At 65.3% G+C, this 25561-nt stretch carries 29 protein-coding genes and 1 pseudogene; 16 read left to right on the forward strand and 14 right to left on the reverse strand.

Annotation, left to right across the window (positions count from 1 at the left end; translation table 11 throughout):
* Positions 1–3 precede the first annotated feature (3 nt).
* On the reverse strand, positions 4–768 hold the full coding sequence (locus BB28_RS08705; RefSeq protein WP_046253209.1) for a DUF899 domain-containing protein: 765 nt from the start codon (positions 766–768) through the stop codon (positions 4–6).
* Between the two features lie 55 nt (positions 769–823).
* Here BB28_RS08705 and BB28_RS08710 point away from each other — a divergent pair, with 55 nt between their 5' ends.
* Genes BB28_RS08710 through BB28_RS08730 form a run of 5 tightly spaced genes read left to right on the forward strand, consistent with a single transcriptional unit; the run spans position 824 to position 5588 of the window.
* Entirely contained in the window at positions 824–1834 is a 1011-nt protein-coding gene (locus BB28_RS08710) for an NAD(P)H-dependent flavin oxidoreductase (RefSeq protein WP_046253210.1), read from the forward strand.
* Positions 1831–2013, forward strand: coding sequence for a hypothetical protein (locus BB28_RS08715; RefSeq protein ID WP_030095162.1), 183 nt, complete (start codon positions 1831–1833; stop codon positions 2011–2013). Before BB28_RS08710 ends, BB28_RS08715 begins: the two co-directional genes overlap by 4 nt.
* 40 nt (positions 2014–2053) lie before the next feature.
* Positions 2054–4024, forward strand: a complete 1971-nt coding sequence (locus tag BB28_RS08720) for a glycoside hydrolase family 15 protein (RefSeq protein ID WP_030095163.1) — start codon at positions 2054–2056, stop codon at positions 4022–4024.
* Positions 4021–4785 carry a hypothetical protein gene (locus BB28_RS08725; protein ID WP_046253212.1) on the forward strand — a complete coding sequence of 255 codons (765 nt, stop codon included), beginning with the start codon at positions 4021–4023 and terminating at the stop codon, positions 4783–4785. Before BB28_RS08720 ends, BB28_RS08725 begins: the two co-directional genes overlap by 4 nt.
* Before the next feature lie 14 nt (positions 4786–4799).
* Positions 4800–5588: a hypothetical protein gene (locus BB28_RS08730; protein WP_046253213.1), complete on the forward strand. Its 789-nt coding sequence runs from the start codon at positions 4800–4802 to the stop codon at positions 5586–5588.
* On the opposite strand, the gene BB28_RS08735 is transcribed toward BB28_RS08730, so the two are convergent.
* Genes BB28_RS08735 through BB28_RS08755 form a run of 5 tightly spaced genes read right to left on the reverse strand, consistent with a single transcriptional unit; the run spans position 5578 to position 10455 of the window.
* Positions 5578–6831 (reverse strand): FAD-dependent oxidoreductase, encoded by a 1254-nt coding sequence (locus BB28_RS08735; protein WP_046253214.1) that lies wholly within the window; start codon positions 6829–6831, stop codon positions 5578–5580. The two genes, BB28_RS08730 and BB28_RS08735, sit on opposite strands and share 11 nt — an antisense overlap.
* Positions 6818–7339, reverse strand: a complete 522-nt coding sequence (locus BB28_RS08740; protein WP_052740175.1) for a hypothetical protein — start codon at positions 7337–7339, stop codon at positions 6818–6820. The genes BB28_RS08735 and BB28_RS08740 overlap by 14 nt, the downstream gene beginning before the upstream one ends.
* Positions 7336–8451: a hypothetical protein gene (locus BB28_RS08745; RefSeq protein WP_419894521.1), complete on the reverse strand. Its 1116-nt coding sequence runs from the start codon at positions 8449–8451 to the stop codon at positions 7336–7338. The genes BB28_RS08740 and BB28_RS08745 overlap by 4 nt, the downstream gene beginning before the upstream one ends.
* Positions 8452–8494: 43 nt before the next feature.
* The gene (locus BB28_RS08750) at positions 8495–8908 is read right to left on the reverse strand and encodes a hypothetical protein (RefSeq protein ID WP_046253216.1); all 414 of its coding nucleotides are present in this window, start codon (positions 8906–8908) and stop codon (positions 8495–8497) included.
* Complete coding sequence (locus BB28_RS08755) at positions 8905–10455, reverse strand: hypothetical protein (protein ID WP_046253217.1); 1551 nt, start codon at positions 10453–10455, stop codon at positions 8905–8907. The genes BB28_RS08750 and BB28_RS08755 overlap by 4 nt, the downstream gene beginning before the upstream one ends.
* A gap of 60 nt (positions 10456–10515) precedes the next feature.
* Between BB28_RS08755 and BB28_RS08760 the strand changes: the two genes are divergently transcribed.
* The 7 genes and pseudogenes from BB28_RS08760 (at position 10516) to BB28_RS25800 (ending at position 14954) form a co-directional block, all read left to right on the forward strand.
* Entirely contained in the window at positions 10516–10776 is a 261-nt protein-coding gene (locus tag BB28_RS08760; protein WP_046253218.1) for a hypothetical protein, read from the forward strand.
* 167 nt (positions 10777–10943) lie between these two features.
* A complete protein-coding gene (locus BB28_RS25795; protein ID WP_367398660.1) occupies positions 10944–11039 on the forward strand; it encodes an Ms4533A family Cys-rich leader peptide in 96 nt (31 codons plus the stop codon).
* 132 nt (positions 11040–11171) lie between these two features.
* On the forward strand, positions 11172–12215 hold the full coding sequence (locus tag BB28_RS08765) for a sulfate ABC transporter substrate-binding protein (protein ID WP_046253219.1): 1044 nt from the start codon (positions 11172–11174) through the stop codon (positions 12213–12215).
* Positions 12212–13108: a sulfate ABC transporter permease subunit CysT gene (gene cysT, locus BB28_RS08770; RefSeq protein ID WP_081252234.1), complete on the forward strand. Its 897-nt coding sequence runs from the start codon at positions 12212–12214 to the stop codon at positions 13106–13108. The genes BB28_RS08765 and cysT overlap by 4 nt, the downstream gene beginning before the upstream one ends.
* Positions 13105–13920, forward strand: coding sequence for a sulfate ABC transporter permease subunit CysW (gene cysW, locus BB28_RS08775; protein ID WP_046253220.1), 816 nt, complete (start codon positions 13105–13107; stop codon positions 13918–13920). Before cysT ends, cysW begins: the two co-directional genes overlap by 4 nt.
* Before the next feature lie 14 nt (positions 13921–13934).
* Positions 13935–14597 (forward strand): annotated as a pseudogene (locus BB28_RS08780) (sulfate/molybdate ABC transporter ATP-binding protein); the annotation flags it as partial.
* A gap of 30 nt (positions 14598–14627) precedes the next feature.
* Complete coding sequence (locus BB28_RS25800; RefSeq protein ID WP_419952892.1) at positions 14628–14954, forward strand: TOBE-like domain-containing protein; 327 nt, start codon at positions 14628–14630, stop codon at positions 14952–14954.
* 73 nt (positions 14955–15027) lie between these two features.
* Here BB28_RS25800 and BB28_RS24500 read toward each other — a convergent pair whose 3' ends face one another.
* The 7 genes from BB28_RS24500 to BB28_RS25805 form a co-directional block, all read right to left on the reverse strand.
* The gene (locus tag BB28_RS24500) at positions 15028–15180 is read right to left on the reverse strand and encodes a hypothetical protein (RefSeq protein WP_057968846.1); all 153 of its coding nucleotides are present in this window, start codon (positions 15178–15180) and stop codon (positions 15028–15030) included.
* A 78-nt stretch (positions 15181–15258) separates the two neighbouring features.
* Positions 15259–15954 carry a sirohydrochlorin chelatase gene (locus BB28_RS08790; protein WP_046253223.1) on the reverse strand — a complete coding sequence of 232 codons (696 nt, stop codon included), beginning with the start codon at positions 15952–15954 and terminating at the stop codon, positions 15259–15261.
* Complete coding sequence (locus BB28_RS08795; protein WP_046253224.1) at positions 15947–17227, reverse strand: sulfate adenylyltransferase subunit 1; 1281 nt, start codon at positions 17225–17227, stop codon at positions 15947–15949. The genes BB28_RS08790 and BB28_RS08795 overlap by 8 nt, the downstream gene beginning before the upstream one ends.
* Before the next feature lie 37 nt (positions 17228–17264).
* Positions 17265–18194 (reverse strand): sulfate adenylyltransferase subunit CysD, encoded by a 930-nt coding sequence (gene cysD / locus BB28_RS08800; RefSeq protein ID WP_046253225.1) that lies wholly within the window; start codon positions 18192–18194, stop codon positions 17265–17267.
* Complete coding sequence (locus BB28_RS08805) at positions 18191–18904, reverse strand: phosphoadenylyl-sulfate reductase (RefSeq protein ID WP_046253226.1); 714 nt, start codon at positions 18902–18904, stop codon at positions 18191–18193. Before BB28_RS08805 ends, cysD begins: the two co-directional genes overlap by 4 nt.
* Positions 18901–20583: a nitrite/sulfite reductase gene (locus BB28_RS08810; protein ID WP_046253227.1), complete on the reverse strand. Its 1683-nt coding sequence runs from the start codon at positions 20581–20583 to the stop codon at positions 18901–18903. Before BB28_RS08810 ends, BB28_RS08805 begins: the two co-directional genes overlap by 4 nt.
* Before the next feature lie 106 nt (positions 20584–20689).
* A complete protein-coding gene (locus BB28_RS25805; protein WP_418039178.1) occupies positions 20690–20830 on the reverse strand; it encodes an Ms4527A family Cys-rich leader peptide in 141 nt (46 codons plus the stop codon).
* An 89-nt stretch (positions 20831–20919) separates the two neighbouring features.
* Between BB28_RS25805 and hemW the strand changes: the two genes are divergently transcribed.
* On the forward strand, positions 20920–22095 hold the full coding sequence (gene hemW / locus BB28_RS08815; RefSeq protein WP_046253228.1) for a radical SAM family heme chaperone HemW: 1176 nt from the start codon (positions 20920–20922) through the stop codon (positions 22093–22095).
* A gap of 6 nt (positions 22096–22101) precedes the next feature.
* Here the strand turns inward: hemW and BB28_RS08820 are convergent, their stop codons facing one another.
* Complete coding sequence (locus tag BB28_RS08820) at positions 22102–22410, reverse strand: type II toxin-antitoxin system VapB family antitoxin (RefSeq protein ID WP_030095189.1); 309 nt, start codon at positions 22408–22410, stop codon at positions 22102–22104.
* Between the two features lie 124 nt (positions 22411–22534).
* Here BB28_RS08820 and hrcA point away from each other — a divergent pair, with 124 nt between their 5' ends.
* From hrcA to BB28_RS08835, 3 genes are read left to right on the forward strand one after another with little or no spacing between them, the layout of a single operon-like run.
* The gene (gene hrcA, locus BB28_RS08825; protein WP_046253229.1) at positions 22535–23560 is read left to right on the forward strand and encodes a heat-inducible transcriptional repressor HrcA; all 1026 of its coding nucleotides are present in this window, start codon (positions 22535–22537) and stop codon (positions 23558–23560) included.
* Between the two features lie 34 nt (positions 23561–23594).
* Positions 23595–24740, forward strand: coding sequence for a molecular chaperone DnaJ (dnaJ, locus tag BB28_RS08830; protein WP_046253230.1), 1146 nt, complete (start codon positions 23595–23597; stop codon positions 24738–24740).
* Positions 24741–24743: 3 nt separating this feature from the next.
* On the forward strand, positions 24744–25544 hold the full coding sequence (locus BB28_RS08835; protein WP_046253231.1) for a 16S rRNA (uracil(1498)-N(3))-methyltransferase: 801 nt from the start codon (positions 24744–24746) through the stop codon (positions 25542–25544).
* Positions 25545–25561 lie beyond the last annotated feature (17 nt).

Consider the following 25561-nt stretch of genomic DNA (forward strand, 5'->3'; position numbering starts at 1 on the left):
GGCTCAGTGCTCGCACTCCTGACTCGGCATCCCGACGACGGCCCCGCCCTGCGGCCAGCCCGTGGGCGATTCCTCCCACGGCTCCTGACGCCCATACGGTGTCAGGTCCAGGAACGGATACCCGACCGCGGAATGATCCAGCCCGCGGGCGAAGGCCGAATAGGTATGAAAAACCTCGTTTCCACGGCGGAGGAAGACGCTGGCGCCGGGCCAATCCCCGCGCAGGTCTTCCTCGCTGAACCCGTCGGCGTGTAGCTCCTCGAGCGACTTGTAGTTGTACTCGATCGGCGTACGTGACGGGTCGAGCGTGACGTGGAAGTCGTAGCTGAAATCGCCGTCATTGGTCGAGTACCACGGGAAGGTCCACCCGTGTTCGTCGCGGTATCGGGCGATGCTTGCGTAGGGCGCGCGGGACACGCAGGCGAAGGTGACGCCCTTGTCGGTCAACAAGGCGCGATCTCGTTCGGTGAACGTCATATCGGCCGCACCGGTGCAGCTGGGGCAGCCGCGATCGACGTCGTCAAGCCACATGAAATGGTGGATGTACAGGGTGTGCCTGCCTTCGAACATGTCCACGAGCCGCACCGGCCCGTCGGGGCCTTCGAAGAGGTAATCCTTTTCGATCTTCACCATGGGTAGGCGTCGGCGTTCGGCGTTGACGGCATCGCGCAGATGGGTGGCCTCGCGCTCGCGGGTCAGCAGGTGCTTGCGGGCCGTCAGCCATTCCTCGCGGGTGACGGCGGTGGGATAGGCGGATGAGGTTGTCATACCGATACCGACCCACCCCGGCCGGAAAACTCATCGCGTCGATACGCTGAGCGACATGAGTACCGTGCTTGCCGGGCTTCGTCTTCCAGTTGTCGGCGCCCCGATGGCCGGCGGTATCACCGTTCCGGCGTTGGCGCGCGGCGTGAGTGGGGCCGGCGGTTTTGGTCTGTTGCCGGCGGGGTACCGCAGCGTCGAGCAGCTGGACCAGGACCGTGAGGCGATGGGCGGTCTTCCCTTCGGTTTCAACATCTTCGTTCCCACGCCAGATCTGGGGGCCGACCTGGGTGAGTACCTGGACAAGCTGAAGATCTGGGCCGACAAACTCGAGGTGGCTCCGGGTGATCCGGTCTGGCATGACGACGCGTATGCCGACAAGATCGAGTACCTGGTGGCCAAACCTGTCCCCGTGGTGTCGTTCACGTTTGGCGTGCCGTCCGCGCAGGACGCGCACCGGCTACACGAGGCTGGATCCGAGGTGTGGATCACCGTCACCAGTGCCGTCGAGGCCACGATCGCGGAGGGCATCGGAGCCGACGCGCTGGTTGTCCAGGGCCCCGAGGCCGGCGGTCATCGCAGCAGTTTCGATGCCGGTGCCCCCGAAGAGCCGCTGGCCGATCTGATCGCGAACGTGCGGGCGGTCACCGCGTTACCGCTGGTGGCAGCGGGCGGAATTATGGACGGCGCCGACATCGCCCGGGTACTCGCCGCGGGAGCCTCGGCCGCCCAGTTGGGCACCGCGCTGGTGGTCACCGACGAGTCGGGTGCCAAACAGGTCTACAAAGACGCCCTGCTGCGACCGGCCGAAACGGTGGTGACGCGGGTCTTCTCGGGCCGCCCGGCGCGAAGCATCTCGAATGCATTCCAGCGGGATATGGAATCGGTTGCCCCGGTGAGCTTCCCGGCGCTGAACTCGGCGACCAAGGAGCTGCGGGCAAGCGGAGATCCGGACGTGATGTCGCTGTGGGCCGGCACCGAACATCATCGGGCCCGGGCCCTGCCGGTGGCGGAACTGATGTCGGTGTTGGCCGGCGAACTGGACGCGGCGCGGGGTCAGGCGACAGCATGAAACCGACCACCCTGATCTGGACCGCACTTGTCGCCGCATGCCTGCTTGTCGGCATCGACCTGGTGATCTACCTGGCAGGTCCGCGTAGCGGAGGGTCCACCGGTGTCCTTGTGTCCCTTTTGGTGTTCAACCTGCTGCTCTTCGGTGGCCTCGGCATCTACCTGCTTCGCAGACGCTAATGAGCCGGGCGGGTAGCCAGATCGCACCTACGATGGTCGGATGGTGTCGTCTCTTGATCCCGAGCTGTCGCTAGAAGGACTGCTTTCCAGTCAGTCTCCTGTTCAGCGGCGCGGCCCGTTTCCGCCCATTGCCGACTACGCATTTCTCTCGGATTGGGAGAACACCTGCCTGATCGCCGCCAACGGATCGGTGGAGTGGATGTGCGTTCCGCGGCCGGATTCGCCGAGCATCTTCGGGGCGATCCTTGATCGTGGGGCGGGGCATTTCCGGATCGCGCCGTACGGGCACAATGTGCCGGCCGCGCGCCGCTACCTGCCGGGCAGCCTGATGGTGGAAACCACGTGGCAGACCAAGACCGGATGGCTGACTGTCCGCGACGCGTTGGTGCTGGGGCCCTGGCACGACGTCGATTCCCGGTCGAAAACGCATAAGCGCACCCCGACAGATTGGGATGCCGAGCACATCCTGCTGCGCACCGTGCGCTGTGTCAGCGGGACGGTCGAAGTGCTCATGAACTGCGAGCCCGCGTTCGACTATCACCGTGAGGGTGCCACCTGGGAGTACTCCGGCGACGGCTACGGTGAGGCGACCTGCCGGGCCACCAAGAACCCCGACGCCAATCCGACGCTGAAGCTGACCACGAATCTTCGGTTGGGGCTGGAGGGCCGGGAAGCGCGTGCCCGCACCCGGCTCACCGAGGGCGACAACGTGTTCGTTGCGTTGAGCTGGTCCAAACACCCTGTGCCGCAGACATATGCTGAGGCCGCCGATAAGATGTGGAAGACCGCCGAGGCCTGGCGGCAATGGATCAACATCGGCGAATTTCCCGACCATCCGTGGCGCTCGTACCTGCAGAGCAGTGCGCTGGTCCTCAAGGGCCTGGCGTACTCGCCGACGGGCGCGCTGCTGGCGGCCTCGACCACGTCGCTACCGGAAACTCCTGGGGGAGTGCGTAACTGGGATTACCGCTACTCGTGGGTGAGGGACTCCACCTTCGCGCTGTGGGGCCTCTACACGCTGGGTCTGGACCGTGAGGCGGACGACTTCTTCTCATTCATCGCCGATGCTTCGGGCGCGAACAATGGCGAGAAACATCCGTTGCAGGTCATGTACGGCGTGGGTGGCGAACGCACTCTGACCGAGGGGGAGCTGCCCCATCTGTCCGGGTACGACGGGGCGCGGCCGGTGCGAATCGGTAACGGTGCCTTCGATCAGATCCAGCACGACATCTGGGGCACCATGCTCGATTCGGTGTATGTGCACGCCAGGTCGCGGGAACAGATTCCCGCGACGCTGTGGCCGATCCTGAAGAACCAGGCCGAAGAGGCGGCACGGCATTGGCGTGAGCCCGACCGTGGCATTTGGGAAGTACGCGGGGAACCGCAGCATTTCACCTCGTCCAAGATCATGTGTTGGGTCGCGATGGACCGCGGCGCGAAACTTGCCGAGATGCATGGTGAGAAGAGTTATGCCCAGCAGTGGCGTGCTGTCGCCGATGAGATCAAGGACGACATCCTGGAGAATGGCGTCGATGAACGCGGGGTGTTGGTACAGCGTTACGGTTCAACGGCTTTGGATGCTTCGCTGCTGCTCGCGGTGCTGAACCGTTTCCTGCCGTCCGACGATCCGCGGATTCGGGCGACGGTCTTGGCGATCGCCGATGAGCTGACTCACGACGGCCTGGTGCTGCGTTACCGGGTGGAGGAGACCGACGACGGACTTTCGGGTGAGGAGGGCACCTTCACCATCTGTTCGTTCTGGCTGGTGTCGGCGTTGGTGGAGATCGGTGAGGTTCGCCGGGCTCGCCACCTGTGCGAGCGATTGCTCTCCTTCGCCAGCCCGCTGCAGCTCTACGCCGAGGAGATCGACCCGCGCACCGGTCGGCATCTGGGCAACTTCCCGCAGGCCTTCACCCATCTGGCGTTGATCAATGCGGTCGTGCACGTCATCCGGGCCGAGGAGGAAGCGGATGTGAGCGGCACCTTCCAGCCCGCGAACGCGCCCACGTGAGCGTCCGGGGCGGCGTCGCGGTCGCTGTGGCGATGTGTGTGGTCGCGTCCGGATGCGGACGTGCCGCCGATGGGGCGGCACCGACACCCACCACAACCGAGTCTTCCTCGGGGACAACGTCATCGCTGACTCTGGCGAGCCCCGCCCCGGCCTTCGGGTATACGCCGGTGTTGGAGCCGGTCAAGGGGGCCGAGGGGATGGTGACCTACAACGTGCAACTGCCACAGCTCTCCGGCGGAGTGCCCGCTGTCCGCGATCGATTTAACGACGGCATGCGCAGCGCGCTGCGCGATGTGATCGATGCGCTGTCCGGTCCCGCGAAGAGCCAGCAGGTTTCGATCAGCGAGGGCGATATCGGTCCTGAGCGGGAGAGCACTCGTGTCGCGATGATCGGACCGCACGTGGTGGCGGGCATCCAGGTGTATTTCTGGTACGCCGGTGGCGCGCATCCGAATCAGTCGGTCTCGACGTTCGTCGTCAACAGCGATACCGCGCAACCGATTACCTATGACGATCTGTTCTCCAACCAATATGCCGCCCTGGAACGGCTGAGGCAGGTGCTACCTGAGCTGGACCCGACCGCGCGGGTGCGCCAGGAGACCGTCAATGGGCGACTCGAACAGTGGATACCCGTGCCGACCGGGTTGCGGTTCTACGTTCCGGTGTCACATGCTGCCGGTGATTTCGTTCCGATTACCGTGCCGTGGGAAAAGATTCGTGATCAGGTGGCATCCGAAATCATTCCGGTGTTGAGCCAGTAACAAGGGGGTCGGCTGTGCGATGTGGTGTTGCGTTGATGCTGGTGTTCACCTGTGGCGTGATCGCCGGTTGCCTCAAACCACCCGACCAACCCACGCAGATGCCCGAAGCTCCGCCGTCCACCACCACGACCCCATCCAAACCGGTTGTGTCCGTTACCCCTGCGCAAGCACCGCCGACGGCGAAGCCGGCCTTCGGTTTTGGTCCTACGCTGCAGCAGGAGAGCGGAAAGCAAGGCAAGGTCGACTACAACGTCAAATTGCCTCAGGTCACTGGCGATAAGGCCGGTGCCAGGGACCGATTCAACGACGGCATGCGCGTGGCGCTGAAAGACGTCGTGCGGACCCTGGACGATCCGAAGGGGACGAAGCCCGCGACAGTAGGTGACGGTCAGCTGCAGGCAGGAGAATCGAGTCGGGTCGTGTTCATCGGTCCGCATGTGTTGTCGGGAGTCGCCGTTTTCCTCTCGAACAGCGGCGGCCCGTACCCCAGCAACAGGGTCGCGACCATCACGATCAACACCGATACGGCGCAGCCGATCATGTTCGGCGATGTGTTCGCGGACCAGGGTGCGGCACGGGAGCAGTTACGGAAGTTGGCTCAGGAGCTTGGGCCACCCGATCGGATCAGGGCAGCCGGGGACATGAAGTCTGAACAGTTTCTGCACTGGCTTCCGGTGCCCACCGGTTTGACCTTCTATGTCTCCGTTCCCCACGTCGCCGGAGATTTTGTGCCGGTTACGGTGCCGTGGGCGAAGATTCGTGATCGGGTCGCCCCCGGAATGCAGGCGATACTCAGCCAGTAGGGGGACGCCGCGCGAAATCTGGGGCGTGTTCGGGCAGTGGCCCGATCGCCACCCCGTAGGCAGGAACTGCCTGTAGCCATGGGTATTTGGTGGCAATGGACAACACCGATGCCACTTTGGTGCTGGGGGTGACAGTGGTGTTCGACCCCACCGCCGAGAACACCCTCCGGTGGACGGCCCGCTGCACCCGCTGGATCAGTGCGGTGGGGGCCCACCGCCGCAGCTGTACCTTGCGCAGGTCGGCGATGGTGAGAGACCCGGTGCGCAGCGGCTCGGCAAGGATACGGGAGGCCGCCACCGCGTCGGCGATCGCAAGGTTGATGCCGACCCCGCCGACAGGAGACATGGCGTGGGCGGCGTCGCCGATGAACAGTAGGCCTTCGCGATACCACTTACGAAGCCTATTGAGCTGCACATCAAGCAGTTTCACATCATCCCAGGTGGTGATGGCATCGGTGCGGCCAGCTAGCCAGGGCACCATTTCGGCGATCCGATCGCGCAACACCTGCACGTCGCCGCTGCGCATCTGCGAGTCGGTGCCCTTTCCGATCAGGTACCCGCACTGGAAATATTCGCCGCGATCGAGCATCACCATGAATCGGTTGGTGCCCACCCGGGCGCGTGGTCCCTGAGGATCGTCGGGATGCTTGGGAAGGCGGAACCACCAGACATCGATGGGCACACCGAACTGCCGCGGCCGCATGCCCGCGGCGGCGCGAAGTACCGACCCGCGACCGTCGCAGGCCACTGTCAGGTCCGCCTTGAGCTGTCCGGTTTCTCCTGTGGCGGTGCGGTATTCGACACCGGTGATGCGGTCGCCGGCGCGCAGGAGCCCGGTCACCTCGGTGCTGCGGAGCAAGGTGAAGGTGGGTTCGGCTGCCGCGGCACTGGCCAGCATCTCCAGGAAGTCCCATTGGGGTGCCATCGCGATGTGTTTGTGTGGCCCCGGAAGTCGATTGAGATCGCCCACGCGGTATGTCTGCTCCCCGAGGTCGACGGTGACCTGTTCGACCAAGTTGTGGGGCATGGCCGCGAATTTCGGGCCGAGCCCCAGTTCATCCAGCAGATTCAGTGTGCTGGCGTGCACAGTGTCGCCGCGGAAGTCGCGCAGGAAATCGGGATGCTTCTCCAGCACCGTGACGTCGACTCCGCCGCGTACGAGCAGCAGCGCCAGCATCATTCCGGCCGGTCCGCCGCCGGCGATAGCGCATGTGGTGCTTTGCGAGCTTTCAGGTTTGGTCACGAGTTCTCCTCCACGCCACGATCAATACTCCCGCCAAGGCGAATACCGGTATCAACGAGACGATCCAACTCAGGGCCAGCGGTGGTCCCGGTTGGGGCAGCACCTCCAGATCAAGAATGCCCTGCCCGGGGCCCTGCGGTCCGGTGATATCGAAGATGAACTGGTGATGCCCCTCTTCCTGTAGTGCCCGGACATCCAGCCCCCAGACCTCGCGCTTGCGCGGATGACGGGCCAGCCGTTCGGCATGCCCTTGCTTCCCGTCGGGCGACACAATGGTGAGGGTGCCTGACTTGCCGACGATCCCGCCGGCGGGGATGAACGTGAAGTCCAGTGATTGCATGGCGCGTAGCGGCCAGGTCGAGAACCCGACGGTCAGGGGATAGGGGCCGACGGTGACCTGTTCGGTGTGCACCACATTCACGGGTGCGTAGGCGTTGGCAGGGACGCTAAGGCCCAGGGACAGGCCGATGACTGTGATGAGTGACAACAGGATTCGAATGTGTCTCACGCGACGGCCTCCGCGGTGTCGGCATCGTTTCCGGGCACCCGCAACATCAGCGCGATGCGTTGCGCCAGAAATCCGGCAAGTGCGCCCAGCGCCAGTCCGGCCAGGCCGACGGTGACGTAGTTGCTCACGGTTTCGGTGCCCTGCCGATACAGCATCGCGCCCTGCAGCAGATAACCCACACCCGCAACCGAGCCCAGGATGGCGCCGATGACGGTAGTCGGCCACCGTTGCCATTTTCGGTCCCCGGCCAGGTGCAGCAGCCCGGCGGCGAGTACCGCGAAGATCGCGAGGAACATGGGCATCATTCCCGGGATCGTGGGTGGCCCGCCCCAGAGATCGTCGCGTAACGGCAACCCCACTGCCGCGGCGTATTCGTGTGCGGCCCAGGGTGAAAACCACCAGAAGATGGCTTGAATGGCGCCCATGATCGCCGCGACCCCGAGGGGCGCCAGCGGCGAGCGTACGACGCCCGCGATGAGCAGCAGCACGAGCGGAACGATGAACGCCGAGCCCAGCGAAATCGGGTTGAAATCGAACTTGAAGAGGAACAGCGCCGTGAACGGAATGGCCGTCATCGCCGCCACCAGTGACGCCTGTGCCATCAAACCCACTACACCCCAACGGAATCGGCGTGCCGCCGCAAAGGTGACAATGCTGCCGAGGTCGGTGACGGTTCCGGACACGAATAGTGCGAAATGTGGGGGAGAGGCCAGGACGGCGTCGAACCCATAGACCGTGTGCCACCACAGATCCAGCAGCCCGTACATGAGAAACGACGCGGCGCCGCAGCCGGAGAGTAGGAAGCCCAGGGGAGCGGTGAATCTTCCCCCGAACACCCGGATCGGTACACCGCCCACCCAGCGCGGTACGTCCTCGCCCGCGCGCTGCGCGGCGGTGACCATCAAAACCATAATGAGGCTGGTGATTCCGCCGATCGCGCTGCCCGAATACAGGAACAGATGTGGCAGCGTGAAGAACGTATCCGGGCCTACATCGTCATGCCATTCGACATCCCAGGTGGTCCCCACCGCACCCACTACGCTGCCCAGCAGCACACCGTATGCGCCCAGTGGCGCGTACTTCTCGATGACGGTGCGGGTGATCCGCGGCATCTGTTCGGTACCGGCGCCTGCGGTGCCCGTCTCGGCGTTCATGTCAACCTCCACTCACCCATAGTGGCATCGTCGTGCGCTCATCGGGATCGCCGGAGGGTGGCGTGACGGTCACGATGATGTCCCAGGGCCCTGCCATCGACAGCATCACCTGGTCGAACTTCGTGCGGCCGGATATCACCTCGCGCAGCGGCGGCACGGCGTGACCCATCAGCGGCATGGCCAATTCCACTGATACCGATTGAGATTCGGGGAAACCGTCATCCTCTCGCTTGGTGATGGCGACTTCCAGCGCAGTCATCCCGACGCGGGGGTTGTCTACTGTCACGGCGACGACGTAGTGCTCGGTACCCGAATGCAGCGTGACGGTCTCGGGTGCGCTGGGCCAGGCAATCCACGCCAGTCCCAGGATCGCGGCAACGATCAGCGCGAGCCCTGCCCACACCTGACGGGTCATGAGATATCCAGTCGTACCGGGATCGTCAGCACCCGGTAGTCGCGCTGTGCCTGAATCCATGCGAGGTAGCGGCCCGGCTTGGGGAACGTAAAGGTGAACGGCACATCGGGGCCGAAGGCCGCCACCGTCTCGTCGGGTGGACTGTCGCCGTTGAGGGGCGGTGCCCCCACCATGGGCGGCATCGCATCATCCTGCGTGGGCACATGGCCGGTGCTGTGGTCCATGCCGGGCATGTCGGTACCGCCATGCCCGCCCATGGAGTGGGCGTGGGCCCAGACCGCCGAATCTTGCACCGCGGTGCCGAGTTCGCCAACGGGGACGTCGCGCGGGATTGGGCCGGCGATCACCAGATGGCCGAGCATGCCCAGCCACGGTTGCAGTACGGGATCGGCCCCGATGGTCACCGAGAGCGTTGTCGGTCGTCCCGCGCGCAGGCCGACGGCCTTCACGTGCACATGCTGCCCGTCGAGCATGCGCATGCCGGGTCCTTCGAACGGCGCCGGAGCCGTGGGTTTTCCGCCACGTGATGTCAGTCCACCGGGCAGGCGCACCGTCTGTACGCCACCTCCGCGTCGTACGAACTCTGCCGAGACCGCATACCGGCCGGCGCCTTCCGGTGACAACTGCACTGAATAGCGGCCCGGTGCAACCCTTATCGGATGCAGGTGAGATAGCCGCCCATCCGGAGCCACCACCAGCAGATGAATCAACGCACTGTCGTGGATGACAAGGTCATCGGCGGGCAGCCCGGTCGCGGTGTCGATCAGCGAAAAGTCGACGTCTGTCGTGCGTCCCGAATCCACATCCGATTGTTCGGCGACGAGCATGGCCGAAGGCCGGGAGTAGTCGGTGACCGCGGGGCGATCGAGGAGGTAAGGGTTGGCGGCGTTGTCGACAGTGGGGTCCCGTTGTGGACCCGGCTCGGGCGGTGGCGGGGCGGACGTAGACAGCACTGCCGCCGTGATGGCGATCGCGAGGGCCGTCACGGTCGCGGTCACGGGCACCGCGATCCACACGCCGCAGCGCACCCGAGTGGCGACCACCAGCGAGACCACCAGCAGCAGCCCGGTGGTCGCCAGACCCAGATAGGCCACCCGCTCGGGTGGCGACATCGCCTGGCCGACCAGGACCAACGGGATCCGGGCGGTGTGGACGCCGTCACTGATGGTGAGGTCGGTGGGCCCGGGGCGGTCGACATCGAGAGTTGCGCCGTACGGGCCGGGTTTCTCGCCGAGCACGACCAGCGCTGTGGAGGTGGGCACACCTGGCGCGGGCTGGTACTCCTCGATGCTGGCGCCGGTGGGCACAAGCTGCACGCGCAGTGGACCGGCCGCGGTGCCCCGGTGAGCGATCACGTCGACACGTAGCGGGCCGGGAATGCTGGTCACCCGGCGAGCCACCACGGTGAGCTCGCGATCCCCAAGGCTCTGCGCGACCTGCACGTCGGCGCCCGCGACGGCAGAGTCCGCTGCCGCGATGTGGGCCCCGCTGAACAGCGCGGAGAATGCGAGCACCAGGAACAGGCACTTCGCGCGCAAGTGACTCATCGGTATCCAGTCTGCCCTGCGCCGAAAGGCCCGCGGCATGGTCCGCTTAAACTGGCCCGCGTGAACAGCGACAGCGTGATCGGCCTCCTGAGTTGGTGGGACGGTGTGGAGCTGTGGCTCAGCGGACGCGGGTTCATCCTTCAAACGATCATCGTGATGCCGGTTGTGCTGGTGTTGGCCTATGCGATGGCTGTTGCCGGTGACAAGATCCTGTTTCTGCTGCTCAGCCTGACGAATCGGCTCGGTCGTTGGTACCAGGCCGCGCGTCGCCACGCTGTGGAAAATCGGGTAGCCCCGGCCACTCAGGCGGACCTTTCATGAGCGGTATGCCGCAGTCGCGTGTCACGTTGGCGCTGGTTGCGCTGGCCGTTCTGGTCATAGTCGCCTGGCTGTTGAGCCGGTAGTTACTGACTGTTGACGCAATAGTGCTTCTACCTGCTGATTCAGCCGTAAAGACGGCATTAAGAGGCTCTGCTACGCTTCCGCTCATGCATTCCGCCGCCCGGGGTAACCGCGTGCGCCACATCCTGGCGCTCATTGCGGTCGGTACATGCGCGGTTGCAGACGTTCACTGTTGTCGCTAGACCCATCCCGTCCGCGGTTTGGTGTCGGTAGCGGCTAGTTTGAAGCCCACTGGCTGTTTCGCTGCCTTTCTGTCGTCACGGGATTACATGAGATATCTGTCCCAGGTAATCGTCATCCCACGAAAGGTCCTCATGCTCAAGATCGCGAAGACGGTCGGTGCCCGCCGGTGGCGCCACATCGGAGTTCTTGCCACAGCGGCAACAGTTCTCGCCGCCTGCGGTGGGGGATCCAGTGACGTTGCCGGCGGTGAGTCGCATTCGGATGCCGACACCACCTTGACTCTTGTTGCCTATGCGGTGCCGGAGCCTGGCTGGAAGAAGATCATTCCGGCATTCGCGAACACCGCGGAGGGCAAGGGTGTCGCGGTTACTACCTCTTATGGTGCGTCCGGCGATCAGTCCCGTGCCGTGGTCGACGGTAAGCCGGCCGATATCGTCAATTTCTCGGTGGAGCCCGATGTGAGCCGTTTGGTCAAGGCGGGCAAGGTTTCCGAGGATTGGAACGCCGACGCCACCAAGGGTGTGCCCTTCGGCTCCGTCGTTTCTCTCGTGGTGCGCAAGGGCAACCCGAAGAACATCAAGGACTGGGATGACTTGCTCCAGCCTGGTATCACGGTCATCACTCCCAGCCCGTTGAGCTCGGGCTCGGCCAAGTGGAACCTGCTGGCCCCCTACGCGGCCAAGAGCAACGGTGGCCGCGATGAGCAGGCGGGCATCGACTACATCAGCAAGCTCGTCGGCGAGCACATCAAGCAGCGTCCCGGTTCCGGGCGTGAGGCCACCGACGTCTTCCTGCAGGGCAGCGGTGATGTGTTGATCAGCTACGAGAACGAGGCGATCAACGTCGAACGCCAGGGTAAAGACGTCGAGCACGTCAACCCGCCGCAGACGTTCAAGATCGAGAACCCGGTTGCCGTCGTCAAGGGCAGCGCCCACCAGGACAAGGTGAACGCCCTGAAGAACTTCCTGTACACCCCGGAGGCGCAGAAGCTCTGGGCTGAGGCAGGTTTCCGTCCCGTCGATCCGGCTGTTACGGCAGAATTCGCCAAGGACTTCCCGACGCCTGAGAAGCTGTGGACCATCGCCGAGCTGGGTGGCTGGAAGACAGTCGATCCCGCGTTGTTCGACAAGGAAAACGGCAGCATCACCAAGATCTACAAGAAGGCCACCGGATGACAGCGACCGAACAATCGACGGAACCGGCCTCCGAGCCGAAATCGTCTGCCCGGCCCGACCGTGAGGTCGGTGCCGGGCAGACGGGGGGCCTATTGACGCGTCGGTACGGCAGTACCTCGCTGCGGGTCGGTGCGGCATCGATCTGGCTCAGCATCATCGTGCTGCTGCCCCTGGCCGCAATAGTCTGGCAGTCCGCCGGCGGTGGATGGACCGCGTTCTGGAACGCGATCACCTCCAACGCCGCGGTGAGTTCGTTCAAGGTGACCCTCGGGGTCTCGTTCGGCGTGGCCGTCATCAACCTGTTCTTCGGGCTACTGGTCGCCTGGGTGCTCACTCGTGACGACTTTCCCGGCAAGCGGTTGGTCGACGCCGTCATCGACCTGCCCTTCGCGTTGCCGACGATTGTGGCCAGCCTGGTGATGCTCGCGCTGTACGGGCCGGGCAGCCCGGTGGGCATCCATATCCAACACACCAGGTGGGGCATCGGGATTGCGCTGCTGTTCGTCACCCTGCCGTTCGTGGTGCGTTCCGTACAGCCGGTTCTCTTGGAACTCGACCAGTCTGTCGAGGAGGCCGCCGCTTCCCTGGGGGCCGACAACTGGACGATCTTCCGTGCGGTGATCCTTCCGGCCCTGCTTCCGTCGTTGTTATCGGGTGCGGGACTGGCGTTCTCGCGTGCCATCGGCGAGTACGGCTCGGTGGTGCTGATCGGTGGTGCGGTGCCCGGTGAGACGGAAGTGTCCTCGCAGTGGATCAGGACGCTCATCGAGAACGACGATCGCACCGGTGCTGCGGCGATCTCGATTGTGCTGCTGATTATTTCGTTTGTCGTGTTGTTCGTCTTGCGCACCATCGGTTCGCGTGCGGCTAAGCGGGAGGAGCTGGCGCAGTGACGCCGTCACCGCTCGTCAAGTATGTGGCCCGCTATGCGGCGCTGCTGTATATCGGCATCCTGGTGATCGTTCCGGTCGGCCTCATTTTGTGGCGTACGTTCGAGCCCGGGGTCGGTGCGTTCTTCGAGTCGATTGCCACCCCGGCCGCGATATCGGCCTTGCAGCTGTCGCTGCTGGTGGTTGCCATTGTGGTGCCGTTGAATGTCATCTTCGGCATCCCCACGGCATTGGTTTTGGCGCGGAATAAGTTCCGCGGTAAGGCCGTGCTGCAGGCGATCATCGACCTTCCGTTCGCGGTCTCGCCCGTGGTGGTGGGTGTCGCGCTGATTCTGTTGTGGGGGTCGGCGGGAGTATTCGGGTTTGTCGAGAACGATTTCGGGCTCAAGGTCATCTTCGGGTTCCCGGGCATCGTGCTCGCCAGCATCTTCGTCACGATTCCGTTCGTCATTCGTGAGGTCGAGCCGGTGCTGCATGAATTGGGTACCGAGCAGGAAGAGGCCGCCGCGACGCTGGGAGCCACTGCCTGGCAGACGTTCTGGCGTATCACGCTGCCGTCGATCCGGTGGGGGCTGACCTACGGCATCGTGCTCACCATCGCGCGCACACTCGGTGAGTACGGCGCGGTGATCATGGTGTCGTCGAACCTGCCCGGGACATCGCAGACCCTGACCCTGCTGGTGTCCGATCGTCATCAGCGCGGTGCCGAATACGGCGCCTATGCCATCTCGGCGCTACTGATGGCTGTTGCGGTGATCGTCCTGGTGGTGCAGGTGGTCATCGATGCGCGACGAGCAAAAGCCAATAGCGAATAGCAAGGAGCCACAGAATGACTGACGCGATTACCGTTCGCGGCGCGAACAAGCATTACGGCGACTTCGCCGCGCTGGACAACATCGACTTCGAGGTGCCCTCGGGTTCGCTGACCGCACTGCTGGGGCCCAGTGGCTCGGGCAAATCGACGCTGTTGCGGGCCATCGCCGGCCTGGACCAGCCCGATACCGGCACGATCACCATCAATGGACGTGACGTCACCGGGGTTCCGCCACAGCGGCGCGGCATCGGTTTCGTATTCCAGCATTACGCCGCCTTCAAGCACCTGACCGTGCGTGAAAATGTCGGATTCGGTCTCAAGATCCGTAAGCGGCCGAAGGCCGAGATCAAGGAGAAGGTCGACAATCTGCTGGAAGTGGTGGGGCTGGCGGGTTTTCACACCCGTTACCCCAATCAGCTTTCCGGTGGCCAGCGCCAGCGCATGGCGCTGGCACGCGCACTGGCCGTCGACCCGGAGGTGCTGCTACTGGACGAGCCGTTCGGCGCGCTCGATGCCAAGGTGCGTGAGGATCTGCGGGCCTGGCTGCGCCGGCTGCACGAGGAAGTGCATGTCACCACGGTGCTGGTCACCCACGACCAGGCCGAGGCCCTCGATGTCGCCGACCGTATCGCGGTGCTCAACAAGGGCCGCATCGAGCAGGTGGGTTCTCCTGACGACCTGTACGACCGCCCGGCGAACAGCTTCGTGATGTCCTTCCTGGGGCCGGTGGCCAAGCTGAATGGAATCCTGGTGCGCCCGCACGATATTCGTGTGGGGCGCAATGCCGACCTCTCCCGCGCCGCGGCGGAGGGTACCGGCGAGACCACCGGGGTGACGAAGGCGACGGTGGGACGCGTCGTGTACCTCGGTTTCGAGGTGCGGGTCGAGTTGACCAGTGCCGCGACCGGGGAACAGTTCACCGCCCAGATCACCCGCGGAGACGCCGAGGCGCTCGGGTTGCACGAAGGCGACCAGGTATATGTGCGCGTGACTCGCGTTCCCGATCTGGGCGATCTGGCCGAGGTCGCGTCCTAGGGCGTCGCTGCTTTTCAGAAAGCCGACAAGAAAATGGCCCCCGGTTCTCCGGGGGCCATTTGTCTATCGCGCTCTAGTGCTCGTCGTAGTGATCGCCGTGCGGGGCGTGGCGGTGCCCGTCGTGGATGTAATCCACGTGGTCCTCGTGAGCAACTGCCTCGTGGCCGCAGTCAGGTCCGTGAACGTGGTCGGGGTGGTCGTGGGTCTTGTGCTCGGTGCTGGTCACACATTCGACCCTACGGCAGACATGCGCATATAACAATGCGTTCGTCCGGGGTGTGGCGCGGACGTGCTGTGGGTTTTGTCAGTGCGCTACCGGGACCGGTGCCGCGACCGCCGACGCGTACCGGTGCACCACGACCTCTGCGACCAGCCGGTTAGAGCCCAGCGGTGCCCCCACGTGGATGCCCGCGTCTGCGGCCTCGGCGCGCACCCGGTCCAGTAGCAGGCCGGAGGACAGGAACCACGGTGCGACAACGATTTCCGTGGCGCCACGGGAACGCAGCGAGTCCGCGGCGTCGGCAAGGGTGGTCGATTCGCCGGTGGCGAAAACTGTCGTTGAGATCTCCCACTGCGCGGCGAGCGAGCGGGTGCGGTCGTTGGCTATGGAGTCCGAGGATCCGACCGCGGACAGGATCACGCCGGGGTTGTCCTTGCCGAGCTCGACCACCCGGCGCCGGGCCAGGCGCAGCAGCCGCTGATCTGGCCCGAGCACGGGAGCCTGGGTGACTCGCAACCGCGAGGGCGCCGAGGACAGCACCGTCGGCAGGTCGATCCGGGCGTGGTAGGCGTCGGACAGCAGCAACGGCACCACCACCGCCTCGCCGCTCAGATCGCCCAGCACGTCAACCAGATTCGGCTCGGAGAGCTCCAGAAACGCCAGCCGAACATCAAGGTCGGGCCGGAGCAACCGCACCTGCGCTACCAATCGGCGCGCATTCTCCGCGAACCGTGGGTCGCGGCTTCCGTGTGCGACGGCAAGGAGCGTCGGATTAGGCACGATTCAGTTCGACGGCGCGTAGCGCGTCGCCGACCAGTCCCGCCGCCAGCGTGTTGCCGCTCGACGGATCGATCAGCAGGAAGCTCCCCGCGGTCCGGTCATCGACGTACTCGTCCACACTGATCGCTTCCGCGAGGCGAATGCTGATCTGTCCGATGTCGTTGAGCTTCAATGATTCCGGTGCGGGATCGGCCGACAGGTTCTGCTCGTCGAAGCGCTCCACCAGCTCGCCGACGATCGCGGGAACGGTGCGGGTGCCATGCTTGAGCAGCAGGCGCGCGCCGGCCGTCAGTGGCTTGTCGGCCAGCCAGCACACGGTGCCTTCGATCTCCGACACCGGCTCGGACACGTCGGGAGCTGCGATCAGATCGCCCCGTGAGGCATCCACATCATCGGCCAGGATCAATGTCACGCTGCGGCCCGCCTCGGCGACCTCGAGCGGCCCATCGGCGGTGTCGATGCCCGCCACCGTGGTGCGCTGCCCGGCGGGCGATATGACCACCTCGTCGCCCACCCGCACCACACCGGCGGCGACCTGCCCGGCGTAACCGCGGTAGTCGGGGTACTCGGCGGTACGCGGACGGATCACATATTGGACTGGGAAACGCAGGCCTACGGTGCTCGACTCCTCATGTGCCGGAATCGATTCCAGATGTTCGATGAGGGTGGGCCCGCTGTAGAAACCGGTCCGCTCGCTGCGGGTGGCGATGTTGTCACCATGCAGCGCCGAGACCGGGATCTCCACGACGTTCTCGGGCTTCCAGCCCAGCGAGCTGGTCAGCTCGTTGAACTCGGCGCTGATCGCCTCGAAGATACGGGCGCTATCGGCCACCAGGTCGATCTTGTTGACCGCCAACACCAGCCGTGGCACCCCCAGCAGTGCCAGCACCGCCGCGTGACGGCGGGTCTGCTCGATGACACCCTTACGAGCGTCGACGAGAAGGATCACCAGCTGTGCGGTCGACGCCCCTGACACCGTGTTTCGGGTGTACTGCACGTGCCCGGGGGTGTCGGCGAGGATGAACGAACGCTTCGGGGTGGCGAAGTACCGATACGCCACGTCAATGGTGATGCCCTGCTCGCGCTCGGCGCGCAGACCGTCGACAAGCAGCGAGAGGTCGGGGGCATCGAGCCCGCGTGACTCGGAAGCCTTTGTGACGGCATCGAATTGGTCGATGAGTACCGACTTTGTGTCGTACAGCAGCCGACCCACCAGGGTGGACTTACCGTCGTCGACACTGCCGGCGGTGGCAATGCGCAGAAGATCGCTCATGATCAGCTCTGTCCTTGTTTCTTCGTGCAAGCCATCATCAGAAGTAGCCCTCTCGCTTGCGGTCTTCCATGGCGGCCTCGGACACTCGGTCATCACCGCGGGTCGCGCCGCGTTCGGTGATCCGTGATGCGGCCACCTCGGCGAGCACGGCATGGACGTCGGCGGCATCCGAGAGCACCGCGCCGGTGGTCGAGCCGTCGCCCACGGTGCGGTAGCGCACCGAAAGTGTTTGCAGCTCTTCGCCATCGCGCGGTCCACCCCAGGGGCCGGGGGTCAGCAGCATGCCGTCGCGGTTGAACACCTCGCGCTGGTGGGCGTAGTAGAGGTCGGCCAGCTGTACGTTTTCGCGAGCGATGTAGCGCCACACGTCCAACTCGGTCCAGTTGCTGATCGGGAACACCCGCACGTGCTCGCCCGGGGCATGCCGGCCGTTGTAGAGGCTCCACAGCTCGGGACGCTGCTTCTTGGGATCCCACTGGCCGAACGCGTTGCGCAGGCTGAAGATGCGCTCCTTGGCTCGCGAGCGCTCCTCGTCGCGACGTCCTCCACCGAGCACCGCGTCGAACTTGTTGTCGGTGATGGCCTCGAGCAGCGGGATGGTCTGCAACGGATTGCGGATTCCGTCGGGCCGCTCGGTCAGGCGGCCGTCGGCCAGGTAGTCCTCGACTTTCGCGACGACCAGGCGCAAGTTGTGGCGTTCGACGATCTCGTCGCGGAAGTCCAGCACCTCGGGCAGGTTGTGTCCGGTGTCGACGTGCAGCAGCGCGAAGGGAAGCGGGGCGGGCCAGAAGGCCTTGAGCGCGGTGTGCAGCAGCACCGTCGAATCCTTGCCGCCGGAGAACAGCAGCACCGGGCGCTCGAACTCGCCGGCCACCTCACGAATGATGTGAATCGACTCGGATTCGAGGTCGGTCAGTGTTTCCGTCTGATTCAACACAGACTCCATTTCGGTCTCCGTTGTCGTCATGAGGCGTGCAGCCCACATTCGGTCTTGGCCATGCCCTGCCAGCGGCCGCTGCGCGCGTCGGCGCCCAGTGCCGGTTTGGCCGTGCACGGGGCACAGCCGATCGACGGATAACCCTCGTCCACAAGCGGATTCACCAGGGTTCCGTGCTCGTCGATGTACTTCTGCATGTCCTCGTCGGACCATGCGGCGATCGCGTTGATCTTCACCAGCCCGAACGCCTCGTCGAAGCTGATCAGCGGTGCGTTCGCGCGGGTCGGGGCGTCGACACGGCGCAACCCGGTCACCCACGCCGAGTATCCGGAGAGCGACTTGCGCAGCGGCACAACCTTACGGAGGCGGCAGCATTCGCCGGGGTTGCTCGCGAACAGGTCCTTGCCCACCAGCTCGTTCTGCTGCGCCACCGTCTGCTCGGGAGCCACATTGACGATGTGGATGTCGTACACCGATTCCACGGCGTCGCGCGTGCCGATGGTCTCGGCGAAGTGGTATCCGGTGTCCAGGAACAAGACGTCGACGCCCGGACGCACTTGTACGGCAAGGTCGATGAGTACGGCGTCCTGCATGTTGGAGGCGACGACGTACTCGCCGCCGAAGTTCTCGTCGGTCCAGCGCAGCAGTTCCTCGGCAGAGGCATCCTGCAGTTCGGCAGCGCCGCGCTCGGCCAGCTCGCGCAGCTGGTCGAGGTTCTTCTGGCCCTCCAGCACGCTCATCGCAGATCCGCCTCCTCGGCCCGAACTGCCCACTGCGCGAAGCGCTCTCCGTCGGTGCGCTGCTTGACGAAGTTGCGGACCACCCGGTCGATGTAATCGCCGAGTTCGGTGCTGGTGACCTTGTGCTGACGCAGCTTGCGGCCGAATCCGCTATCCAGGCCAAGGCTTCCGCCCAAGTGAACCTGGAAGCCCTCGACGCTGTTGCCCTCGCCGTCATCGACCATCTGGCCCTTGAAGCCGATGTCTGCGACCTGCGAACGCGCGCACGAGTTGGGGCAGCCGTTGATGTTGATGGTGACCGGAGTATCCAGTTGCGCGTTGAGATCGTCCAGCCGCTTGTCCAGCTCGGGCACCAGATCCTGTGCCCGCTTGCGGGTTTCGGTGAACGACAGCTTGCAGAACTCGATACCGGTGCAGGCCATCAGGTTCTTGCGCCAGTGCGACGGACGTGACGGCAATCCGAGCGCGTCCAGTGCGGCGGTGAGCTCCGCCAGGTTCTCATCGGGGACGTCGAGGATGATCAGCTTCTGGTACGGCGTGAACCTGACCCGGTTGGATCCCGCCTTCTCGGCGATGTCGGCGACCGCCGACAAGATGGTGCCGGACACTCGGCCCGCGATGGGGGAGACACCAACGGCGTTGAGCCCGTTCTTGAGTCGCTGCACACCGACGTGGTCGATGGGCCGCGGCGGCTGCACCGGGGCGGGCCCGTCGATGAGCGGGCGTTTCAGGTATTCGGTCTCGAGAACCTCGCGGAACTTCTCGACGCCCCAGTCCTTGACCAGGAACTTCAACCGGGCCTTGGCACGCAGACGGCGGTAGCCGTAGTCACGGAAGATGCTGACGACGCCCTCCCACACGTCGGGCACCTCATCCAGTGGCACCCACACGCCGAGGCGCTGCGCCAGCATCGGGTTGGTCGACAGGCCGCCGCCCACCCACACGTCCAGGCCCGGGCCGTGCTCGGGGTGCACCACGCCGATGAAGGCGACGTCGTTGATCTCGTGCACGACATCCTGCAGACCGGAAATGGCCGTCTTGAACTTGCGGGGAAGGTTCGCGTACTCCTTCTTTCCGATGTAGCGGCGCACGATCTCGTCGATGGCCGGCGTCGGATCGAGCACCTCGTCCAGGGACTCACCGGCGAGCGGCGAGCCCAGGATCACGCGGGGGCAGTCGCCGCAGGCCTGCGTGGTGTGCAGACCCACCTCGTCGAGACGGCGCCAGATTTCCGGCATGTCCTCGACCCGGATCCAGTGGTACTGCACGTTCTCGCGGTCCGAGAGGTCGGCGGTGTCCCGTGCGTACGTGGTGGACAGGTCACCCAGGGTGCGAAGCGCCTGAGTCGTCAATGCGCCGCCGTCTGAACGCACCCGCAGCATGAAGTGATCGTCTTCGAGCATGTCGGTGTTCTCGTCGCCGGTCCAGGAGCCGTCGAAACCCGGCTTGCGCTGGGTGTACAGACCCCACCAGCGGAAGCGGCCACGCAGGTCGGTCTTGTCGATGCTCTCGAAGCCCTTGTGGGCGTAGATGGTTTCGATGCGCTCCCGCACGTTCAGCGGGTGATCGTCCTTCTTGGCTTGCTCATTGGGGTTCAGCGGCTCGTGTTCTCCGAGGGCCCACTGGCCCTCGCTGCGCTGTGGCTTCGGGCGAGCGGGCCGGGTCTCGCTGGTGGTCATGGTGCTCCTCAGAAAGGCAGGCACAGTCGTGGGCGACACACCGGGGGCTGACCGGAGGCGCAAATCCTCACGACCGTTTGGGTGGCAGACGGGTAGGACTACGTCACTAAGGGAGACAACACGCGCTACAGACACGCTTCAGGTCGATGTGTCGCCGCGCGACAAGAGGGACCTGATGTGTGCTCACCCGGCCAATTGTGCCATGAGAAACTGGCACCCCACACGACCGGGTCGTAATTCCGCTCATTGTGAGCAAAACCTCTATTGGGCTTGGGGGATTCCCGCTATTGACCGCGCAGATTTTTTCTGCCGTCGACCCTGGCACACACTGGACCGGTGAGACCCGAAACGATTGCCGCCCTGCCGCCCCTGGTGCCGGCGCCGGGACGCCCGTTCGGGATCTATGTGCATGTTCCTTTCTGTGCCACACGCTGCGGATACTGCGATTTCAACACTTACACCGCCGACGAACTCGGCGACGGCACCTCGCCCGCGGGCTGGCTTGAGGCGCTGCGTGCCGAGCTCGGCCTGGCCGCGCGGACCCTGGACGGAAAACCGCCGGTGGAGACCGTGTTCGTCGGGGGCGGGACGCCCTCGCTATTGGGTGGTTCCGGGCTCGCAGAGGTGCTCGACGCGATCGGAGCCCACTTCACGTTGGCGCCGGGTGCCGAGGTCACTACCGAGGCCAACCCCGAATCGACCTCGCCGGCGTTCTTCGAGACGATTCGGGCCGCCGGATACACCCGGGTCTCGTTGGGCATGCAGTCTGCGGCCCCGCATGTGCTGGCGACGCTGGACCGGGTGCATGCGCCCGGAAGGGCGGTGGCGGCGGCGCGGGAAGCGCGTGCGGCCGGTCTTGAGCACGTCAATCTCGACCTCATCTATGGCACCCCGGGGGAAACCGACGATGACCTGCGCCGGTCCATCGATGCGGTGCTCGACGCCGGGGTGGACCACGTGTCGGCGTATGCGCTGGTCGTCGAGGAGGGCACCGCGCTGGCCCGGCGTGTGCGGCGCGGCGAGCTGCCTAATCCCGATGAGGACGCCCTGGCCGACCGGTATCAGCTGCTGGATGCGGCGCTGTCGCAGGCCGGACTGAGCTGGTACGAGGTGTCCAACTGGGCACGCCCCGGCGGGCAGTGTCGTCACAACCTCGGGTACTGGGCCGGCGGCGACTGGTGGGGTGCCGGGCCGGGTGCGCACGGACACGTCAACGGGGTGCGGTGGTGGAACGTCAAGCACCCCAACACCTACGCCAGGCAGCTGGGTGAGGGGCAGCTTCCCGTCGGCGGGCACGAGGTCCTCGGCCCGGCCGAACGGCATACCGAGGATGTGCTGCTGGCGGTGCGGCTGAATACGGGAATCGCCTTGGCGGACTTGACTGTTGAGGAGCGTGGCCGAGTGCCTGCGGTAGTTTCCGGGGGGCTGGCACGACTGGTGGATGACCGGCTGGTGCTCACCGATCAGGGGCGCCTGCTGGCCGATGGCGTGGTGCGCACCATCCTGGACTAGCGCCGGCTAAACAGACCGCAGCTGGTCCATATCGAAAACCCTGGCGTGCAACACAACCCGATTGCGTAGCGCGGCGCGCACGGCGCGATGCAGCCCGTCCTCCAGGTAGGTGACGCCCTGCCATTTCACCGCGTGCGGAAACAGGTCTCCGTAAAACGTGGAGTCCTCACTGAGCAGGCGGTCCAAGGCAAGCACCGTGGTGGTGGTGACGAGTTCATCGAGTCGGATCTGCCGGGGCGGGATGCGTGACCAATCCCTGGTCGATAGCCCGTGTTCTGGATACGGCTTCCCCTCGCGGACACCTTTGAAGATCACCGCAAACCACTCCGTAATGATCCCGCCATAACACCTGAGGTTAGCGTGGACGGCCGTGGTGGAGGGTTGAGGCAGCCTGGCCCCGTAAAATGGGAGGCAAATCGCTGCTCCGAGGGAGGTGACCATGGCCAGTGCCGATGACAGACGCTTCGAGGTGCTGCGCGCCATCGTCGCCGATTACGTCACCACCAAGGAGCCGATCGGCTCCAAGGCCCTGGTCGACAGGCACGGACTCGGCGTTTCCAGCGCCACCGTCCGCAACGACATGGCGGTACTCGAGGCCGAGGGCTACATCGCGCAGCCGCACACCAGTTCAGGACGCATTCCGACCGAAAAGGGCTACCGCGAATTCGTCAACCGGCTCGAGGACGTCAAACCGCTCTCGGGTGCCGAACGCAAGGCCATCCTGAACTTCCTGGAAGGCGGCGTCGACCTCGATGACGTGTTATGCCGCGCGGTGCGGCTGCTGGCACAGATGACTCGTCAGGTTGCCGTGGTGCAGTACCCGACGCTGTCCTCGTCGAGCGTGCGTCACCTGGAAGTGGTGCTGCTGACCCCGGCCCGGCTGTTGTTGGTGGTCATCACCGACACCGGGCGGGTTGATCAGCGGATCGTCGAGCTGGGCGACGTCATCAACGACGAGCAACTGGGCCGCCTCCGGGTGCTGCTGGGCGCGGCCCTGGACGGCAAGAAGCTGTCGGCGGCCTCGGTGGCCGTCGCCGAGCTGGCCGAACAGTCCGACGATGACCTGCGCAACCCCCTGACGCGCGCGGCGACGGTGCTGGTGGAAACGCTCGTCGAGCATCACGAGGAACGCCTGCTGCTCGGCGGCACCGCCAATCTGACCCGCAACGCGGGCGATTTCGGCGGTCAGCTGCGCACCGTGTTGGAGGCGCTCGAGGAGCAGGTGGTGGTGCTGCGCTTGCTCGCCGCACAGCAGGAGGCGGGCCGGGTCACCGTGCACATCGGTCACGAAACCGCTGCTGAGCAGATGATCGGCACCTCCGTTGTCTCCACCCCGTATGGTGCGGGCGGAGCGGTGTTCGGCGGTATGGGTGTGCTGGGGCCCACACGGATGGACTACCCGGGAACCATCGCGAACGTCGCGGCGGTTGCCATGTATATCGGCGAAGTGTTAGCCAATCGCTAGCAGTATGTGAACTAGACAGGACGTAACAGGCACAGTGGCGCGTGATTACTTCAGCATTCTTGGGGTCAGCAAGGGTGCCAGCGACAGCGAACTCAAGCGGGCGTACCGCAAGCTCGCCCGCGAGCTGCACCCCGACATCAACCCCGATGAGCAGGCGCAGGCGCGGTTCAAGGAGGTCAGCGTCGCCTACGAGGTGCTGACCGATCCGGAGAAGCGGCGCATCGTCGACCTCGGCGGTGACCCGCTGGAGAACGGCGGCGGTGGCAACGGGTTCGGCGGTTTCGGTTCGGGCTTCGGTGGCCTGGGCGATGTCTTCGAGGCATTTTTCGGCGGTTCGGCCGGCGGATCACGCGGTCCGCGCGGACGGGTGCAGCCCGGGTCCGACTCTCTGCTGCGGATGCGCCTGGAACTGGTGGAATGCGCGACCGGCGTCAGCAAGCAGGTGACGGTCGACACCGCGATTCTGTGCGACGGATGTGCGGGCAAGGGCACCCACGGAAACTCGGCACCGAGCGCCTGCGAGACCTGTGGTGGCCGTGGCGAGGTGCAGACGGTGCAGCGGTCCCTACTTGGCCAGGTGTTGACCTCGCGCCCCTGCCCGACGTGCCAGGGGGCCGGAGAGGTCATCACCGATCCATGCCACAAGTGCGGTGGCGACGGCCGGGTGCGCGCGCGTCGCGAGATCACGGTCAAGATCCCGGCCGGTGTCGGCGACGGCATGCGGGTGCGCCTTGCTGCGCAGGGTGAGGTCGGCCCCGGCGGTGGACCGGCCGGTGACCTGTACGTCGAGGTGCACGAGAAGCCACATGACGTGTTCATTCGTGACGGGGACGACCTGCACTTCACGGTCCGCGTCCCGATGGTGGAGGCGGCGCTGGGTACCAGCGTGTCCGTCGACGCGATCCTCGATGGCGACACCACCATCAAGGTCGAGCCAGGCTCGCAGCCCGGGTCGGTGGTGACGCTGCGCGGTAAGGGCATGCCCCATCTGCGCACCGGTGTGCGCGGCAACCTGCACGCCCACCTGGACGTGGTGGTGCCAACGCGGCTGGACGCCAAGGAGCGCGAGCTCTTGAAGGACTTCCGGACCCGTCACAAGGACGGCGCCGAGGTCGTGTGGGCCGAATCCGCATCCGGCGGGGTGTTCTCGCGGCTGCGCGAGGCGTTCACGGGCCGGTAATCGATGGCGGCAGCCACGATCTTCTACGTTGACCACGTCCCCGCCGCCGGTGAACGGGTAATCCTCGACGGCGATGAGGGACATCACGCAACGCGGGTGCTGCGCATGCGGGTCGGTGAGCCGGTCATGGTGTGCGATGGCGCGGGTGAGGTCGGTGACGGCGTGGTCGCCTCCGTTGAGCGCGCCACGTTGTCGATCGAGGTGACCGGACGCTGGGGCGTGGTCGTCGCGGCGCCCAAAGTGACTGTGGTGCAGGCGCTTCCCAAATCCGATCGCTCCGAGCTCGCTGTCGACCTGGCGGTGGAGGCGGGTGCCGACGAGATCGTCCCGTGGCAGGCGCAGCGCTGTGTGTCGCGCTGGGACGCAAAGGCGGCGAAGGGGCAGCAGCGTTGGGAGGCGGTGGCGCGGGCGGCGTCACGCCAGTCCCGGCGGGCCTTCGTGCCGGCGGTGTCCGCACTGCACTCGACCGCGCAGCTGGCCGAGCTGGTCCGGGCGCGGATCACCGACGGTGCCGTGGTGCTGGTGTTGCATGAATCGGCGGATTCCGGGCTGAGTGTCTTGGGTGAGCGGCTGTCCGCGTCGTCGTCGGTGGTCTTGATCGTGGGCCCCGAGGGGGGTGTCGCCGACGAGGAGCTGGGAGTTTTGACCGACGCGGGCGCGGCCGCCGTGCGTTTGGGTCCGACGGTGTTGCGCACGTCCAGTGCCGCTGCCGTCGCGCTGGGCGCGCTCGGGGTGCTCACGGATCGGTGGGCAGGCGCTCCGCTGACGCACAAAGGCGTGGAGGCTGACGGTTGCCAGCGGTAAACTCGAAGCAACTTCAC

This window comes from Mycobacteroides chelonae CCUG 47445 (assembly GCF_001632805.1).
Taxonomy (GTDB): Bacteria; Actinomycetota; Actinomycetes; order Mycobacteriales; family Mycobacteriaceae; genus Mycobacterium; species Mycobacterium chelonae.

Excerpts from the sequence above, each read along its gene's own strand:
- BB28_RS08705 (WP_046253209.1), bottom strand. The coding sequence starts at position 768 with ATGACAACCTCATCCGCCTATCCCACCGCCGTCACCCGCGAGGAATGG.
- BB28_RS08710 (WP_046253210.1), top strand. The coding sequence starts at position 824 with ATGAGTACCGTGCTTGCCGGGCTTCGTCTTCCAGTTGTCGGCGCCCCG.
- BB28_RS08715 (WP_030095162.1), top strand. The coding sequence starts at position 1,831 with ATGAAACCGACCACCCTGATCTGGACCGCACTTGTCGCCGCATGCCTG.
- BB28_RS08720 (WP_030095163.1), top strand. The coding sequence starts at position 2,054 with ATGGTGTCGTCTCTTGATCCCGAGCTGTCGCTAGAAGGACTGCTTTCC.
- BB28_RS08745 (WP_419894521.1), bottom strand. The coding sequence starts at position 8,451 with ATGCCGCGGATCACCCGCACCGTCATCGAGAAGTACGCGCCACTGGGC.
- BB28_RS08750 (WP_046253216.1), bottom strand. The coding sequence starts at position 8,908 with ATGACCCGTCAGGTGTGGGCAGGGCTCGCGCTGATCGTTGCCGCGATC.
- BB28_RS08755 (WP_046253217.1), bottom strand. The coding sequence starts at position 10,455 with ATGAGTCACTTGCGCGCGAAGTGCCTGTTCCTGGTGCTCGCATTCTCC.
- BB28_RS25795 (WP_367398660.1), top strand. The coding sequence starts at position 10,944 with ATGCATTCCGCCGCCCGGGGTAACCGCGTGCGCCACATCCTGGCGCTC.
- BB28_RS08765 (WP_046253219.1), top strand. The coding sequence starts at position 11,172 with ATGCTCAAGATCGCGAAGACGGTCGGTGCCCGCCGGTGGCGCCACATC.
- cysT (WP_081252234.1), top strand. The coding sequence starts at position 12,212 with ATGACAGCGACCGAACAATCGACGGAACCGGCCTCCGAGCCGAAATCG.
- BB28_RS25800 (WP_419952892.1), top strand. The coding sequence starts at position 14,628 with ATGTCCTTCCTGGGGCCGGTGGCCAAGCTGAATGGAATCCTGGTGCGC.
- BB28_RS08795 (WP_046253224.1), bottom strand. The coding sequence starts at position 17,227 with ATGAGCGATCTTCTGCGCATTGCCACCGCCGGCAGTGTCGACGACGGT.
- cysD (WP_046253225.1), bottom strand. The coding sequence starts at position 18,194 with ATGACGACAACGGAGACCGAAATGGAGTCTGTGTTGAATCAGACGGAA.
- BB28_RS08805 (WP_046253226.1), bottom strand. The coding sequence starts at position 18,904 with ATGAGCGTGCTGGAGGGCCAGAAGAACCTCGACCAGCTGCGCGAGCTG.
- BB28_RS08810 (WP_046253227.1), bottom strand. The coding sequence starts at position 20,583 with ATGACCACCAGCGAGACCCGGCCCGCTCGCCCGAAGCCACAGCGCAGC.
- BB28_RS25805 (WP_418039178.1), bottom strand. The coding sequence starts at position 20,830 with ATGAGCGGAATTACGACCCGGTCGTGTGGGGTGCCAGTTTCTCATGGC.
- hrcA (WP_046253229.1), top strand. The coding sequence starts at position 22,535 with ATGGCCAGTGCCGATGACAGACGCTTCGAGGTGCTGCGCGCCATCGTC.
- BB28_RS08835 (WP_046253231.1), top strand. The coding sequence starts at position 24,744 with ATGGCGGCAGCCACGATCTTCTACGTTGACCACGTCCCCGCCGCCGGT.